The organism is Methylomicrobium album BG8 (genome assembly GCF_000214275.2).
Classification (GTDB): Bacteria; Pseudomonadota; Gammaproteobacteria; order Methylococcales; family Methylomonadaceae; genus Methylomicrobium; species Methylomicrobium agile.
On the sequence record NZ_CM001475.1, the window covers coordinates 3,072,870 to 3,087,911 of the forward strand.

General features: G+C 56.7%; 15 protein-coding genes and 1 pseudogene. 15 read left to right on the plus strand and 1 reads right to left on the minus strand.

Annotation, left to right across the window (positions count from 1 at the left end):
• Positions 1-1,249 precede the first annotated feature (1,249 nt).
• The gene (locus METAL_RS13170; protein ID WP_005373040.1) at positions 1,250-1,762 is read left to right on the plus strand and encodes an RNA polymerase sigma factor; all 513 of its coding nucleotides are present in this window, start codon (positions 1,250-1,252) and stop codon (positions 1,760-1,762) included.
• Positions 1,763-1,857: 95 nt separating this feature from the next.
• The gene (locus METAL_RS13175; RefSeq protein ID WP_005373041.1) at positions 1,858-2,076 is read left to right on the plus strand and encodes an MbtH family protein; all 219 of its coding nucleotides are present in this window, start codon (positions 1,858-1,860) and stop codon (positions 2,074-2,076) included.
• Between the two features lie 126 nt (positions 2,077-2,202).
• Here METAL_RS13175 and METAL_RS13180 read toward each other — a convergent pair.
• A pseudogene (locus tag METAL_RS13180) lies at positions 2,203-3,342 on the minus strand (IS3 family transposase).
• Between the two features lie 236 nt (positions 3,343-3,578).
• Between METAL_RS13180 and METAL_RS13190 the strand changes: the two are divergent.
• The 13 genes from METAL_RS13190 to METAL_RS13240 all read left to right on the plus strand — a co-directional run bounded on the left by METAL_RS13190 (position 3,579) and on the right by METAL_RS13240 (position 15,012).
• Complete coding sequence (locus METAL_RS13190; RefSeq protein WP_005373042.1) at positions 3,579-3,827, plus strand: hypothetical protein; 249 nt, start codon at positions 3,579-3,581, stop codon at positions 3,825-3,827.
• A 48-nt stretch (positions 3,828-3,875) separates the two neighbouring features.
• Complete coding sequence (locus tag METAL_RS13195; RefSeq protein ID WP_213069393.1) at positions 3,876-5,279, plus strand: efflux transporter outer membrane subunit; 1,404 nt, start codon at positions 3,876-3,878, stop codon at positions 5,277-5,279.
• A 227-nt stretch (positions 5,280-5,506) separates the two neighbouring features.
• The gene (locus METAL_RS13200) at positions 5,507-5,854 is read left to right on the plus strand and encodes a hypothetical protein (RefSeq protein ID WP_005373044.1); all 348 of its coding nucleotides are present in this window, start codon (positions 5,507-5,509) and stop codon (positions 5,852-5,854) included.
• Between the two features lie 299 nt (positions 5,855-6,153).
• Positions 6,154-6,954: an energy transducer TonB gene (locus METAL_RS13205; RefSeq protein WP_005373045.1), complete on the plus strand. Its 801-nt coding sequence runs from the start codon at positions 6,154-6,156 to the stop codon at positions 6,952-6,954.
• A 14-nt stretch (positions 6,955-6,968) separates the two neighbouring features.
• Positions 6,969-7,631, plus strand: coding sequence for a MotA/TolQ/ExbB proton channel family protein (locus METAL_RS13210; RefSeq protein WP_005373046.1), 663 nt, complete (start codon positions 6,969-6,971; stop codon positions 7,629-7,631).
• Between the two features lie 6 nt (positions 7,632-7,637).
• Positions 7,638-8,051 (plus strand): ExbD/TolR family protein, encoded by a 414-nt coding sequence (locus tag METAL_RS13215; RefSeq protein WP_005373048.1) that lies wholly within the window; start codon positions 7,638-7,640, stop codon positions 8,049-8,051.
• 309 nt (positions 8,052-8,360) lie between these two features.
• Positions 8,361-8,564 carry a hypothetical protein gene (locus tag METAL_RS21025; protein ID WP_157203338.1) on the plus strand — a complete coding sequence of 68 codons (204 nt, stop codon included), beginning with the start codon at positions 8,361-8,363 and terminating at the stop codon, positions 8,562-8,564.
• A 169-nt stretch (positions 8,565-8,733) separates the two neighbouring features.
• Positions 8,734-9,189, plus strand: a complete 456-nt coding sequence (locus tag METAL_RS13220) for a FecR family protein (RefSeq protein ID WP_005373049.1) — start codon at positions 8,734-8,736, stop codon at positions 9,187-9,189.
• Between the two features lie 5 nt (positions 9,190-9,194).
• The gene (locus METAL_RS13225; RefSeq protein ID WP_005373051.1) at positions 9,195-9,797 is read left to right on the plus strand and encodes an OmpA family protein; all 603 of its coding nucleotides are present in this window, start codon (positions 9,195-9,197) and stop codon (positions 9,795-9,797) included.
• Between the two features lie 30 nt (positions 9,798-9,827).
• A complete protein-coding gene (locus tag METAL_RS21635) occupies positions 9,828-11,138 on the plus strand; it encodes a GAF domain-containing protein (RefSeq protein WP_051040384.1) in 1,311 nt (436 codons plus the stop codon).
• 45 nt (positions 11,139-11,183) lie between these two features.
• Positions 11,184-12,092, plus strand: a complete 909-nt coding sequence (locus METAL_RS21640; protein ID WP_051040385.1) for an HD-GYP domain-containing protein — start codon at positions 11,184-11,186, stop codon at positions 12,090-12,092.
• Between the two features lie 13 nt (positions 12,093-12,105).
• Positions 12,106-12,837 (plus strand): HD domain-containing protein, encoded by a 732-nt coding sequence (locus tag METAL_RS13235; RefSeq protein ID WP_005373052.1) that lies wholly within the window; start codon positions 12,106-12,108, stop codon positions 12,835-12,837.
• 33 nt (positions 12,838-12,870) lie between these two features.
• On the plus strand, positions 12,871-15,012 hold the full coding sequence (locus METAL_RS13240; RefSeq protein ID WP_005373055.1) for a CHASE2 domain-containing protein: 2,142 nt from the start codon (positions 12,871-12,873) through the stop codon (positions 15,010-15,012).
• Positions 15,013-15,042 lie beyond the last annotated feature (30 nt).

Genomic DNA, 15,042 nt, shown 5'->3' on the forward strand with positions numbered 1-15,042 from the left:
TGACTCCGTCATATAGCTAAACCAGTTGATAAACAGTAATCGTTGTAGACAAAAACACCGCCCTCATAGCAATGTCGTTAACTTAAGGATTTGGGCGGAAATAACTTCCCGGTTTCAACCGATTCGCATTGCGTCGCTTTTTAGCGCGTACGCGTTCAGTCTCCCGCTTTGAAAAAGACGACTGCATGGGCAGAGATTTGCTCCTCGACAACCGCTCCTTGCGTTGTCCTACCTCCTGCATCCATGCAGTCGTGCAATCTCTGCATTCACGCCATCCCTGGCGTTCATGCAGGAGGTACGACCCCACGGATGGGGAAGGTAGATCGCGTCGGGAACAAGCGATCGAGAGTAACGCCGGAAGCAGTTACCGAGGGGTTAGGGGAGATTTTTTAATAAATCCCCCTCTATCCCCCCTTTTCAAAGGGGGAAGCGAACGTTTACTTCAGCTTATCTGGAGCCTACCGATTTCGGGAAATTATTTGGAGCCAAATCCTAAGTATTGTAGGAGCGACGTCCTCGTCGCGATTCGAGTGCCTGCAATCGCGACGAAGGCACCTTCCCACTGATAAGCCGTACATTCCCCCCTTATTCCGCGGCCAGGCACCGGCTTAACTTAACGACATTGCTCCTCATAGTGATTGCGCCGAACTACCCAGTATTTTTGCATTATCGAAAACGAACGTTCAGTTTAAAGAAGAAACGGGAGGTTCCGACCATTCTTTATGATTGCGGCACCTAAGGAGACAAACCCGAACATGCATTCATGATTAAGTTTGACATTCATGTCACATAGAAGACGCTTTGAATGCACAATAACCTCAGCATATTCGTTGGCCGCACCCGCGCGTTGAAAGTCTACCTTTTTTAATTCGGCAGAGTACCCGATGCCATCGGAATAACAACGACTTTTATGCAATTCAAACCCAGAAGGGCAAGTCAATCACGACAATTAAACTGTGTCATATGGCGCACTCCGATATGGCATTACACCTGTTCGACATCCAGATCTCTCGCCAATGAGAATACAACTCATTGATATTAAAAAATATTAATAATTGGCTTGGTTTTTGCGTTATCAATCATTGATTTAACCTTGATGCAAAGCCTCTGTTTGAACGATACCCGTTTTTACCCCTGTAAAATTATGAAATTTGCATACCACTGGCCACACAATCCAGCCTTATAGCACTTTGCAACCCATGTCAATGCAGCCGACCAAACCAGCATAACAATCATTAGGAAATTGAGCATGAATTTTGACTCTGTGTACATCAATCATCGATCTGAACTACAACTTCATTTATCACGTATTGTTGATTGCCCGGATATCGCCGCAGAACTCGTGCAGGAATGCTTCATCATATTTTCCAGGGAAGCTCGCAAGCAGATTATCGAACATCCCCGAGGCTTTCTCTTTCAAACAGCTAAAAACTTGGCTTATGACCATATCAAACACCGCAAAGTCGTTGAGAAACATCTAAATAACGCCGACCCCACTTTGACCGTCTCGGATGAACTGCCTTCGGCCGAGCACCTGGCAATCGTCAATGAAAAACTTTCGATTTTTTCCAATATTGTGGATAGCCTACCTGAACGAGCCAGAGAAGCATTTATTTTGAATCGTGTTTACGGCATGACCTATGCCGAAATTGCCATCGAGATGAATATTACTGACAGCGCCGTTGAAAAGCTTCTCGCCCGGGCGCTATTGCATTGCCGCAAACAATTTAAAATACATCAGGCCGATTTTAGCAACGACTGAGGGCAAAGACGGCTCAGCTCGTCCTCCTGATTGAAGACTTTAACCGGTGAAGCAATCCGCTTCACTTCTTTTGCACCTGACCCCCGGAGAAAAAGATGAGTTGGGATGATGAAAACACTACGATTTATCAGGTCGTTGTAAATGACGAAGAGCAATATTCCATCTGGCCGGACTATAAGGAGATTCCCGGTGGCTGGCGGGCTGTAGGCCCAAAAGCGCCTAAACAGGAATGTTTGGACTATATCAAAGAAGTCTGGACAGACATGCGCCCGCTGAGCTTACGGCTGCACATGCAGCGGGCCGGGTCGAATTAATATTTTCAAGGGAACCGCTAAAAATTCGAGGTAGAGGTAAAGAAATGGACTGAGGCATTGTTCAACGAATTCAACCGCCAATTGGGCCGGGCGGGCTTAATCGCCCGTAAAGGTCAACGGTAGTGGTCAAGTTTCTTCAGACACAACAGTAGGTTGTGATGCGGCCATTTCCCGTTCAAAGGCATTGGGAGGCCGATAGCCCAATGTGGAAGCAAGCGTTGGCTGTTATAGAAGCCCACGATATGGTCGGTCACATCGTGAATGGCTTCCGAGTGATTGACATAGTCCTGTCGCCAAACCCGTTCCATTTTGAGATTCAGAAAGAACCGCTCCATTACGGCATTATCCCACAATTGCCCTGACGGCTCATGCTGCCGATCAAGCCATGGCGGTCGAGTAAGTCCCTATAGTCCTGGCTGGCATACTGGCTGCCGCGGTCGGAATGGACAATCAGGCCGGGTGGCGGCCGGCGTTGGCAAATGGCCATTTGCAAGGCCGCACACCCCGGCTCGGCCGGCATGGAAGGCGCCATCGCCCAGCCGACGACCTTGCGCGAGTACAAGTCCAGCACGGCGGCCAAGTAGAGCCAGCCGCTCCCCGTGCGGATGTAGGTGATATCCGACACCCACGCTCGATTGGCCGCAGACGGGGTGAACTGGCGATCCAGCACGTTCTCAAACACCGGCAGGTTATGTTGGCTGTCGGTGGTATGCACGAACTTGCGTTTCCATACCGGCTTGAGCTGATGATCCCGCATCAGGCGACGCACCCGATAACGACCCATCCGCATGCCACGATCCCTCAGTGCCCGGCAGAGCCGTCGGCTGCCATAACTCCCCCCGGCGGCGAAGGCGCTTTTTAGATGGACTGCCATCGTGCAAACCGTCACGGGACGTTGGCTCCTTTGCTTGGCGGTATAGTAGCCTGAACGGCTGACGGCTAAAACCCGGCAACTGTGCCGCACAGGGATGGCCTTCTGTTGCAACTGCTGAACCCACGGAGGCTTTTTTTAAGATATCGTTATCCATCCGTAATTGGCGCACTTCGGCTTCCCGTTGACGAATCCGCTGTTGCTCTGCTGTCAGCGGCTTTCCTGGACCGGGCTGTGGCTTGCTCGGATTCGAACTGCTTTACCCTGCGCCGGACTGCGGTTTCACCGCGGTTCATATCCTCACAGACCTGGCTGACGCTCAGCCCCTGGTCTTTGATCATCCGCACCCCTTGCCATTTGCAACCGCTGTCGAATACCCGACGTTTTTTTATCATGGTCTTGTTTCCGTGTTTTTGGTTGATAGCGTTTATCAACCTATCGGCGTGTCTGTTTTTATTAGGCCACTACAGAACCGTCAGGCCCGATTTTTTTGTCCTGAAGGTGGGGTTTTTTCACTGCTCAAACGTCTTACTAAGGATAATGAGTTCTCGTGTCGCTGTGCCGACGCAGCTTAGGCTTTAGGAAAAAAGACTTTTCAGGTCACAGCACTTTGTATTTTCAGGTATTTTTTATGAAGACGAAAAGGAGTACAGCCGCAAAAAATTCGCCTCCGCCCGATTCGCCGTTTCCGTCGGCCCGCTATTTTCAGATTCATTTTCAATATCTGCAGGAAATCATCGGCGATTTACGCGTTCAAGTGGAAAAAGCCAATCGGCAAATTGCCGAATTACAGGTCCAGTTACACCTTCAACAATCCGCCTACGAGCCCTCGCAAAACGATTACGGTAAAGAAACGGAAAATTATTTCGAGCGCCGGTAATTGAAGACCGGCAATGAGACAAAGCCAATCCTCCTGTTAATTTTTACCATGATTCTCGAAAAGGAAGTCGCTCGACGCGAACGCCGTTTACATCGTTTGAAATCCGCCCTTGCCGCGCTCTGCGGCTTGCTGCTGCCGGGCTGCATGACGCCGCCCGAACGCGAACGGCTGGCTTCGCTGCCGCCGCTGCCCGCCCAATGGTCTGCCGAACGGCAACGGCAGGGCGCCGCTTCGAACCATTGGTTGGAGACATTTGCGGATCCCCGGCTCACGCAAGCGGTGAACGCCGCACTCGCCGGCAACTTCGATCTGCGCGCGGCCGCGGCGCGCATCGAGGCGGCGCGTGCGCAAATGCGCATCGACGGTGCCGGACGCTGGCCGCAACTGGCCTTCCAGACAGGCTACGGGCGCGACGACCCCGGCAGGGGGGTACCCGAAACCGGCGCATTCGAGGCATTTTTCGATCTGTCGTGGGAACTGGACGTCTGGGGCCGCATTCGCGCCGCGCAGTTGGCATCGGGACAGGAAGCCGAAGCCGCAGTCTCCGATTGGCAAGCCGCACGCCTGTCACTGGCCGCGCGCACCGCGCAGAACTTTATCGAACTGACCGAAGCCCACGCGCAAGTCCGTGTCGCAGAACAATCGATGCACGACCGCCGCACTCTGGTCGAATTGTTACGCGGGCGCTTTCAGCGCGGCCTGACCCATGCCCTGGACCTGCGCCTGGCCCTGACCGATCTGGCAAACGCCGAAGCCCAGCTTGCCGAACAACGCACCCGCGTGCAGAACCTGACCCGCGCGTTGCAAGTCTTATTGGGCCGCTATCCGGACGGACACTTCGCCGTTGGCGAAGCGCTGCCTGCGCTGCCGAAAGCGGTGCCGGCCGGCATGCCTTCGGCTCTCGTCGAACGGCGGCCGGACCTCAATGCCGCCTTTGAACGCCTTTGCGCGGTCGATAAACGCCTGGAAAGCGCCCGCAAGGCTTTACTGCCTCGCTTTGCGCTGACCGCAAGCGGCGGCGCCGGCAGCGCCGCGTTGAGTGAATTGATCGATCCGCGCGCGGCGGCCTGGCATTTGGCGCTCGGCCTCGTGCAGCCGATTTTCACCGGCGGGCGGCTGCGCGGCGAAATTCAGTTGCAGCAAGCGCGCGTCGAGGAATTGCTGAACGGCTACCGGAGCGCCGCATTGAACGCGTTTCGCGAAGTCGAACAGACCCTGGCCGCCGAAGACCGCTTGCGCGAACAGGAACAAGCCCTGGAGGAAGCGGTCCGGCAAACCGACGCCAGCCGCAAGCTCGCCATCTATTCCTATCAGCACGGCCTGATCGAAATTCTGACGCTGCTGGACAGCTACCGCAGCACATTGAATGCGCAAAGCGCGCACCTGACCGCGCGCCGGCAATTGCTGAACAACCGGATCGACCTGTATCTGGCGCTGGGCGGCGGATTTTAAACCGTAATGCTTTATGTTGCACGAACTGCCGGCGCGATCCGATCCGTTCCCGGGCGCAGGCGATCAAAAATCTGCCCTCGGTAGGTTGGGCTGACGTCAGGAAGCCCAACAGCGTGGCCAAAGATCATCGTTGGGCTTCGCTTCGCTCAGCCCAACCTACGATCCTACGATTTCTTAAAAAATGGTGCGCATAACGTACCTGCAAAACTTGAAAACAGGAAAAAACTATGACAAAAAACACCTTTCGCTTTCTGACCCTTGCCCTGGCGGCACCTTTGTACGTCAACGCCGGCACCCTCGCGAACGGCAAATGGTCGCTCGCCGACTGCGGCAACAAGCCCGAAGTGCCGGCGATAAATCAAACCAACGTCGAAGCCTTCAACCAAAGCGTCGCTAAAATCAACGCCTGGCAACAGCAGGCCAAGGTGTATTACGAATGCCTGGTCAAGGAAGCGAACGCGGACAACTCGGTCATCGCCGATACCGCCAACGCGGCGCAAGCCGAATACCGCTCCACGGTCGAAAGCATCGGCCAGCAAGCCGAAGCCGCCAAAAAGAAACTCGAAAAAAAATAAGGATTTCGCCATAAACCACTTCCTTGAAAAAAGGAGGGATCCAAAGCAAGTTTTGAACGCCAGGGCTTGGGTTTTTCTGTGGCACCCAAAAGTCCGAAGCTTGCTTTGGGCAATAAACAAAAGTCATTCTGGCCCCATCCTGAGACCGAAAACCATCGGGCTTCCTTCTCGAATCGGAGGCTGATGTGGCAAATACCGCATTTTTTGCACGCAGAGGTGGGGAATTTTGCGCTCTGAAACGTCTTATTTCGGACAAGCCAAACTCAAAAACAACTTCACACGCTACGGAAAAAATTCTCATGCAACTCTTCAATAGCCGGGATGGCGGACCGTCAACACCGGATTTCGTGTATCCGGGCGGGACGAGTTCCCATCCGTTGTCTTCCTGGCAAGCGCTGCTCGATCGCCTGCGCCGCGAAAAACGTCCCGGCTATCTGTTCGGCGAAATCGTGCTGGCGGTTTTTCTGCTGCACGTGTTGGCGCTGCATTGGCTGTTCGCGCCGGCCGAACCGATCGCCCAGGCCAAACCGTTGATGATGGAAGTCTCGCTGGTCGCCGCGCCGAAACAGGAGCCCCATGCCGCTCCGCCCGCGCCGCCGAAACCGCCGGAGCCGCCTAAACCGAAGCCGAAGAAAAAAACCGTTGCAAAGAAAAAGCCGGTCATGAAGAAACCGTTGCCGAAAGATGCGGTGGCTTTATCCAAGCAGGCGGAAGCCGAAGCCGAGGCAGCCGAAACCCCGCCAGCGCCGCCAGCGCCGCCGGCTCCGCCTGCTCCGCCTGCGCCGACAAAATCCACCGCACCGCCCGCGGAAACCTTTACCGACGCGAATTTCCGCGCCAACTACGGCTTCAACCCGAAACCGGAATATCCGCGCCTGGCCCGCAGCCGCGGCTGGGAAGGCCAAGTCTTGCTGAAGGTGCAGGTATCCGCCGAAGGCCTCAGCGACAGTGTCGACGTTTACCGCAGCAGCGGCCATGACATCCTCGACGAATCGGCGGCCACCGCAGTCAAAAAGTGGAAATTCGTTCCGGCGATGCGCGGCAGCACGCCGGTCGCCAGCTCAGTAATCGTGCCGATCATTTTTACGTTAAACAATTGATAGCAGGAGATTCAATGCCCAATCATATCGCCCCGACCGTCATCGTCGACGGCACCCTTTACACTTTGTTGGCGTTTTCGATCGCCACCTGGTCGCTGATCGTATTCAAAATCTGGCAGTTCGCCCGCCACGGCTATCAGAACCGGCGCTTCACCGACGCGTTCTGGGAAGCATCCGACGTCGAAAGCGCGAAAGCGCTGCCGATCATGACAGCCCGCGGACCGCAGGCACGCATCGCCCAGCGCGGGTTCGGCTGGCTCAACGAAATGCAGGCGACTTCCGGCCGGATGCTCAAATTCCACGGCTCGCCGGAAGCACTGCTCGGCCAGGCCCTGCGCATCCAAACCCAGAAAGAACAACACGCGCTCGAAAGCGGCCTGACGCTGCTCGCCAGCATCGGCAGCACGGCGCCGTTCGTCGGCCTGTTCGGCACCGTACTCGGCATCATGCACGCCTTGCACGAAATCAGCCAAAGCGGCTCGGCGAGCCTGGACGTAGTGGCGGGGCCGATCGGCGACGCGTTGATCGCCACCGCGATCGGCATTGCGGTCGCAGTGCCGGCGGTACTGGCCTATAACTTTTTCGGACGGCGCGCCAAACAGCATCGGCAAGCGCTGGACAATTTCGCCGGCAGCTTTCTGCATCTGGTGTTCAACACCGAAGCCAAACAAGGATAATTCGTCATGGCCTTCAATACGCAATCTTCCGAAGAACAGGACGCGATCAGCGAAATCAACGTCACGCCGCTGGTCGACGTGATGCTGGTGCTGGTGATTATCTTGCTGGTCACCGCCCCCTTGCTGACCCAATCGGTCAAAGTCAATCTGCCGAAAACGGCCGAAACGACGCCGGACGTGAAGGACCAGCCGCTGCAACTCGGCATCGACGCGCTGGGACTGGTCACGCTGAACAAGAAGCCGCTCGCCGACCTCGCCACGCTCGAAGCCGAACTGACCGCCGAACTTCAGCACAACCCGGAGACGGCCGTCCATCTCTACGCCGACCAGGGCGTGATCTACTCGAAAGTCGCGGAAGTGATGGCCGCCGCTCAGCATGCCGGCATTACCAAGTTGGCATTCGTGACGGTAGAACAATAAGGCGGGCTTTCTTCCGCTAAAACGCAACGGGATCGTGGCCGAAACATTACTGATTCAAATGCCCAATCCCGTTTCCACCGATAGGATCGATTCCGGCTCCGGATATTCGAAACAGCCCGCTTGCACATTTCGAAAGGTCAATCTGCAAAAAAGGGCTCGGCCCATGCGGAGCTAAAGCACCACCCGGCCGGATCGGTAAAGCCATCGGCCCTCGTGGCCGGTCAACCTATGGAATCATCGAGGACGTTTTCACTTTAGATCCGTATTCTTTGCGTCAATTTTAATAAACTCGGCGGCCGCATCCTGCAGGTGACCGCCCCAATCATCGACCCCAGCGGCGAACGCCTGGGCAGTGGGGCCGGATGGCTGGATCTGGCCAATGAGCTGGCGCGGCGCGATAAAGAACGGCGGCTCGCCGTCGAAAAAGCACGCCTCCGCGTCGCCCTGGATAACGCAGGTACGGGATTTTCACCCGGAGATAGGACTCATCCGGGACGTTACCTTGAAAGATAGATGCAGTTCACTGATTTGAATCGTCATGTTGATTATGATTAAATTATCACTTGAGTTGCATTTCGGTTGAATCTGCATTTTCGGCCGGGTCGAATGACGCCGGTAGATAGCGTCGAATCCAACCTGCTTTCGAGTTGCGTCACTCTCAAAAATACTTCAGGAAATGAGCATGCCATTACCCTCTTGCCGGGTTTTAGTCCTTATCCTGTTACTGTCGTCGTGCGCATTCAGAAGCTGGAGCGCAGATTCGGACGCCATCGGCTACGTCAAAATCGCGCATGGCAAGGCTTTCGTATCGACCCGGCAAATCGCCGTCGACGCGCAACCCGGAACCCCCATTTACCAAGGCAGCACGCTAACGACCGGAAGCGACGGCAGCCTGGGCATTACCTTGAAAGACAATACGGTCATGTCGTTCGGGCCCGACACCGAAGTCAGCATCGACGACTATCTCTACAAACCGGCGCAGGATCGTTTAAAGCTCGCCGCCCGCATTGCCAAAGGCACTTTGCATTACCTCTCCGGCATCATCGCCAAACTCAAACCGGAAGCGGTATCGATCAACACGCCAACCGGTATTATCGGCGTTAGAGGCACGCGCTTTGCCGTCAAAGTCGAGGACTGAAACAGATGACCACGTACTCAGCGCCCCCGCTCCGTTCGACGCTCCCTCTCGTGCTCAGCCTCTTTCTGGCGGCTTGTTCGCAATCGTACGTCGTACTGCTCGCCGAAGACGACGGCCGCGTCGGCCAAGTTTCGGTAACCACGCCCGCCGGCACGACCTTGCTCGACAAAGCCTCGGAAGGCATCGAAATCAGCGGTCAGCCCGGTAAAACATTCGTCGCCGATCCGCAGCGGATCGAGCGCGATTTCGGCGCCGCCCTGGCTTCGGCGCCCCAAAAACCCGTATCGTTCAATCTGTATTTCAACCAAGGCGGAACCGAACTCACTGCCGCCTCTGCGGCGGAAATTCCGAAATTTTTTACCGAAATCAAGCAACGTCCGGCCCCCGACATTTCGGTCATCGGACATACCGACACCGTAGGCAGCGCCCAAGACAACGAGCGGTTGAGCCTGGGCAGAGCCAAAGCGACCGCCGAGCTGTTGAAAAAAAATCTGCCGCAGGTCATCAACATCACCATCGATTCGCACGGCGAAAAAAACTTATTGGTCCCCACCCCCGACAACACCGCCGAACCGCGCAATCGGCGCGTAGAAATCACGGCCAGATAATTCGACACGCCTTGTTCTATGCCGTCATCGATGCACTCGAACCTTCAACCCAATCGCACCCCCTCTTCCAAACGCCCTGCGGTCCTGCATTGCGCCGAGGCCGGCCGCGCGCTTCGCCTGCAGCAAACACCCTCCATCGCCGCGCTCGCTCTCGACTTCACCGTGCTCGGCCAGCCCGAGCAAATCTTCACGGCCTTATTGGACAAACATTACGACCTGGTCTTGATCGAGGCCGACGGCATGCCGAATGCCGCCGTAGACCTGATCGTCTCGATCAGAGAGCACTTTCCGGCCAGCACCTTGCCGATATTGATCGGACACGGCCCGGCCGCGCGTGCGCAACGCAATGCCGCACTCGCCGCGGGCGCGACCGATTGGTTCTGCACCGCAAGCGACGATGAAGACATCGCGCAGAGAATCCAACACTGCCTGCGCCTGGGCCACATACTGCACACCAACAACCATCTGCAAAATCTTTTGGAAGCGGAAATCCGGAAACGCACTTCGAAACTGGACATGCTGATCGAAAGCGGTTTGATGATGGCGATGGAAAAGAACCGCTCCGAATTATTGCGGCACATTCTGGTCGAAGGCCAACGCTTGCTGAACTGCGACGGCGGCACGATGTATTTGATGACCGAAACCAAAACTTTACGTTTTGCCGAAAGAACCCGCGCCGATTACCTGCCGTTAACCGAAATCGCGCTCTATGACGCCGCGACCGGCCGCCCGAACGACACCTATGCGTCCACTTATGCCGCCCTGTACAATAAAACGGTCGTCATCGACGACGTCTATCGCGAGCGACGCTTCGATTGCAGCGGCACGCGCGATTTCGATGCGCGCAGCGGTTACCACACGACTTCTTTACTGACCGTACCGATGGCGCCGCGCGGCGGCAAAGTGATCGGCATCCTGCAATTTTTCAACGTCAAATCGGCCGCAACCGGCGAATTCGTACCTTTTGCGGCCGATACGGTCGAACTGGTCGAAGCATTGGCAGCGCAAGCCGCCGTCGCACTGGATAATTTGCAGTTGGTAAAAAGCCAGAAAGACGCCACCGAAAACATCATTCGCATCATTGCCAACGCCTTGGACAGCAAAAGCCCGCATACCGGCCATCATTGCGTGCGCGTCCCGAAACTGGCGTTCATGCTCGCCGAAGCCGCCTGTCTCGAAACGGAAGGCCCCCTGGCCGAATTCAATTTTGCTTCCGACGACGAATGGTTCGAGTTCCGGGTCGGCGCATGGCTGCACGATTGCGGCAAGATCACCACGCCGGAATATGTGATCGAAAAAGCCACCAAATTGGACATGCTCTATAACACTAGCAAACTCTAGGAGTTATCATGAACGCTAAGGATCGAAAAAGCCACCAAATTGGACATGCTCTATAACCGCATCCACGAAATCCGCTTACGTTTCGAAGTGTTGCTGCGCGATGCCGAAATCGCAAGCCTGAAGGCATGCCTTCAGGGTGAAGACCCTGAAAGCGCGCAAACTCGCTTCGCGCGACAAAAGGCCGAATTGCTCGACGATTTCGCCTTTCTCGCCGACTGCAACGTCGGCAAAGAAACGATGGACGATGCCCACATCGAACGGATTAACCGGATTGCACAAAAAACATGGCTACGCCATTTCGACGATTGCCTGGGCCTGTCGCGCGAAGAACAACTGCGCCGGCAAGACGAAGCCGCGCTCTCGTTGCCGGTCGAGGAGCGTTTGCTGAGCGACAAACCCCATCATGTCATCCCGAGGCCCTTCCCGAAACAGGACGAAAGCCGGTTCGGCATCAAAATGGACGTCCCCGAACACTTGTATAATTTCGGCGAAATCTATAACCTGAGTATTCGAAAAGGCACCTTGACCCCCGAAGATCGTTACAAAATCAACGAACACAGTATCGAAACGATCAAAATGCTCGGACAAATGCCGTTTCCGGACACGTTGAAACGCGTTCCGGAATATGCGACCACTCATCACGAAACCCTGGACGGATGCGGTTATCCTCGTAAACTCACCGCCGCCGAGCTGTCGATTCCGGCCCGCATCATGGCCATCGCCGACATTTTCGAGGCGCTAACTTCGGCCGACCGTCCCTATAAAAAGCCCTACAAACTGTCTGAAGCCGTGCATATTCTGTACAACATGAAGCAGAAACGGCAGATCGACTCCGACTTGTTCGAATTATTTTTACGCTCCGGCACGTACCGTAAATTTGCCGAACAATTTCTGGCGCCCGAACAAATCGATGAAATCGACATCCCGGTTTTTTTGCGTCCGGCGACCGACTGAGTAAGGAAAATTTTTGGACACCGCGCACGCCCCTTTCCGCATCGACTCCAGCCAAAGCACCGATGCGGCCGCGGTCGAAATCGTGCATTTTTTCCGGTCGATCGACCCTTTGCCGAATAAAGTCGGCTTGGTTCTCCGGACGCTCGTCGACTGTCTCGCCCTCGCGCCCAACAATGTCCACAGGCAAGTCGGTTTGCGCCTCGCCGAAGCCATCGACCGCGACGGCCCGCGCTTCGATCTGCCCTACCATAACAGGCAGCATGTTTGCGAGGTCATGTGGTGCTGCCGTTACCTCGGCCTGGCGCTCGACCTCGCCCCGCAGACCACGATCGAAATCATCCTGGCCGCCCTGTTCCATGACTACCGGCACGACGGCAACAACCGCAGCCCTATTCCCTTCCGGCTCGAACGCCATTCGATTAACCTGGCGCGACCGTATTTACTGGCCGCCGGCCTTGACCCAATGCAATGCCGCCACCATCGTCGGCAAGAACCGCATCCCGAAGCCCCTGCCTATGCGCCGGAACTGGCCGAATTGGACAACATCGACAACGCCACGCCGGCATTGACCCTTTGCCTGGCCGACGTGTTGCCTTCGCTTGGCCTCACGATCGAGCATGCCTTGTATTTACAGGAGAAACTCGCGCAAGAATGGGCAAACCGTTGGGTATCGAAGACAAAGTGCGCTTCATCGAACATACGCAACCCCTTTTTATGCTCCGCGACCGCTTCATCCCCAACGTGATACGTCTCAAAAGCCATTTATCGAGCAGCCGCCATGGCGGGAACGCCCATTAACACGCGCGCCGGCGTTTGGGCGACGCTGCTGACCGTCTCATGCGCAGCGGCTTTGCAAGCGGCCGACCCCGTCCCTGCGCAAATCGTGCGCAACGCCACGTTCGACCAGTTTCAACGCCTCAAACCGCGCGACTACCAAATCTCGCCGGTCAAAATCATCGATATCGACGATGCCAGCCTGACCAGGCTCGGCCAATGGCCTTGGCCGCGCACGCGCATCGCCGAATTGATCGGCCTGTTGAAAGCGGCCAAACCGCAAGCGATCGCCTTCGACATCCTGTTCGCGGAAGCGGACCGTACTTCCCCGCAAGCGATGCTGAAGTTCTGGCCGGTTTCCGAGAGCCTTCGCCAAACCCTCGCGCACTTGCCCGACCATGACCGGGTATTGGCCGATGCCCTCAAAGGCAGCGGCGTCGTGCTCGGCTTTACCGCGGCCGGCCCCAACCCTGCCGACGCGCATCCGCTGCCGATCCGGGCCCGCTTCATCGAACTGGGCAACCCGCTCGCAACCGAACGTTTGTCGTACATCGACGGCATCCTGGCGCCCCTGCCGCCGCTCGCCGCGGCAGCCGCCGGCAACGGCGCCTTGAACTTCACCCCCGACGCCGACGGAGTCATCCGCAAAATTCCGCTGCTCTTGAATAATCGCGGCCAAATCGTACCGACCCTCGTCGCCGAAACGCTGCGCATTGCGCAACGAACGCAAAACATCACGCTCGTTGCCGAAAGCGAAAACAGCGGCGGCATCGGCGCCATCCGGATCGGCAAGCTCGTCCTGCCGACCACGGCGCGGGGAGAAATCTGGCTGCATTACACGCCGCCGGAACCAATGCGCTATCTTCCGGCCTGGAAAGTTTTGACCGGCCGCGCGCCGCCTGCCGACTTGCAAAACGCGATCCTGTTGGTCGGCACGTCCGCGCAAGGCCTGATGGATTTGCGCTTCAGCCCGCTCGGCCATATCCTGCCCGGCATCGACATCCATGCGCAAGCGCTCGAACAAATGTTGAGCGGCCACTATTTGCTGCGGCCGTCCTGGTCCGGCGCATTGGAACTGGTGATCGCAATCGCCTGCAGCCTGGGCATCGGCCTGTTCACCTTGAATACCGGCCCATTGCGCGCGTTCGGCCTGTTTTTGCTCGCCCTCGCCGCGCTGTGGACCGGCGCCTGGCAGGCTTATGCCGCTCACCGCCTGCTGATCGACCCGATGCTGCCCAGCGCGGTTATACTGTGGACATTCATGACCGCCGGCATTTGCCGGCATCTTTACAGCGAGCGCCGGCAGCGCTGGATCAAAGCGGCCTTCGCGCGCTACATTTCACCGAACCGGGTCGAACATCTGCTCGCGCATCCGGAAGCACTCGAACTCGGCGGCCGCCGCCGGACATGCAGCTTCGTGTTCAGCGACCTGGCCGATTTTACGGGCTTGATGGAAAGCATGGACCCCGAAGCGGCGGTAAGTGCGTTGAACCGCTATCTGGACGAGATGATCGCGATCGCGTTTGCTCACCACGGCACCCTGGACCGTATCGTGGGCGACGCGGTCGCGATCATGTTTTCCGCGCCCATAGAGCAACCGGACCACCAACGCCGCGCCCTGCACTGCGCGCTCGCGATGCAGCGCTTCGCCGAACATTACCGGAAAGCGCTCAACGCCCAAAACATAGCGTTCGGCCAAACCCGCTTCGGCGTGCATACGGGCGAAGTGATCGTCGGCAATTTCGGCGGCAGCACGATCTTCGATTACCGCGCGCTCGGCGACCCCGTCAACACCGCCTCCCGGCTCGAAGGCGCCAACAAATACCTGGGCACGACGATCTGCGTATCGGAAGCCACCTGGTCCGGCTGCCGCGACATTCCCGCCCGCCCGATCGGATGCTTGCGCGTGAAAGGAAAATCCATCCCGTTACAGGTTTACGAGCCGTTAACGGACGGACGGCCCCCTCGCGCGCCGCGGCAAGACTACGAAGCCGCTTATCGCCTGTTGAGCTCGGAATGCCCGGATGCGCTTACCGCCTTTCAACGCCTGAGCGCCGCCTATCCGGACGATGCGCTGGTCGCCTTCCATCTGCGGCGTCTACAGGCGAACCGAAGCGGCGATTTGATCGAGTTGAACGAAAAATGACATGGCTTTACTCTGTTAATGATAAAGCCA

Bases quoted from the DNA above. Each gene is read 5' to 3' on its own strand.
- METAL_RS13190 (WP_005373042.1), top strand. From the start codon at position 3,579: ATGAAGACGAAAAGGAGTACAGCCGCAAAAAATTCGCCTCCGCCCGAT.
- METAL_RS13220 (WP_005373049.1), top strand. From the start codon at position 8,734: ATGCCATTACCCTCTTGCCGGGTTTTAGTCCTTATCCTGTTACTGTCG.
- METAL_RS21640 (WP_051040385.1), top strand. From the start codon at position 11,184: ATGCTCTATAACCGCATCCACGAAATCCGCTTACGTTTCGAAGTGTTG.
- METAL_RS13195 (WP_213069393.1), top strand. From the start codon at position 3,876: ATGATTCTCGAAAAGGAAGTCGCTCGACGCGAACGCCGTTTACATCGT.
- METAL_RS13205 (WP_005373045.1), top strand. From the start codon at position 6,154: ATGCAACTCTTCAATAGCCGGGATGGCGGACCGTCAACACCGGATTTC.
- METAL_RS13175 (WP_005373041.1), top strand. From the start codon at position 1,858: ATGAGTTGGGATGATGAAAACACTACGATTTATCAGGTCGTTGTAAAT.
- METAL_RS13215 (WP_005373048.1), top strand. From the start codon at position 7,638: ATGGCCTTCAATACGCAATCTTCCGAAGAACAGGACGCGATCAGCGAA.
- METAL_RS13240 (WP_005373055.1), top strand. From the start codon at position 12,871: ATGGCGGGAACGCCCATTAACACGCGCGCCGGCGTTTGGGCGACGCTG.
- METAL_RS13170 (WP_005373040.1), top strand. From the start codon at position 1,250: ATGAATTTTGACTCTGTGTACATCAATCATCGATCTGAACTACAACTT.
- METAL_RS21635 (WP_051040384.1), top strand. From the start codon at position 9,828: ATGCACTCGAACCTTCAACCCAATCGCACCCCCTCTTCCAAACGCCCT.
- METAL_RS13200 (WP_005373044.1), top strand. From the start codon at position 5,507: ATGACAAAAAACACCTTTCGCTTTCTGACCCTTGCCCTGGCGGCACCT.
- METAL_RS13210 (WP_005373046.1), top strand. From the start codon at position 6,969: ATGCCCAATCATATCGCCCCGACCGTCATCGTCGACGGCACCCTTTAC.
- METAL_RS13225 (WP_005373051.1), top strand. From the start codon at position 9,195: ATGACCACGTACTCAGCGCCCCCGCTCCGTTCGACGCTCCCTCTCGTG.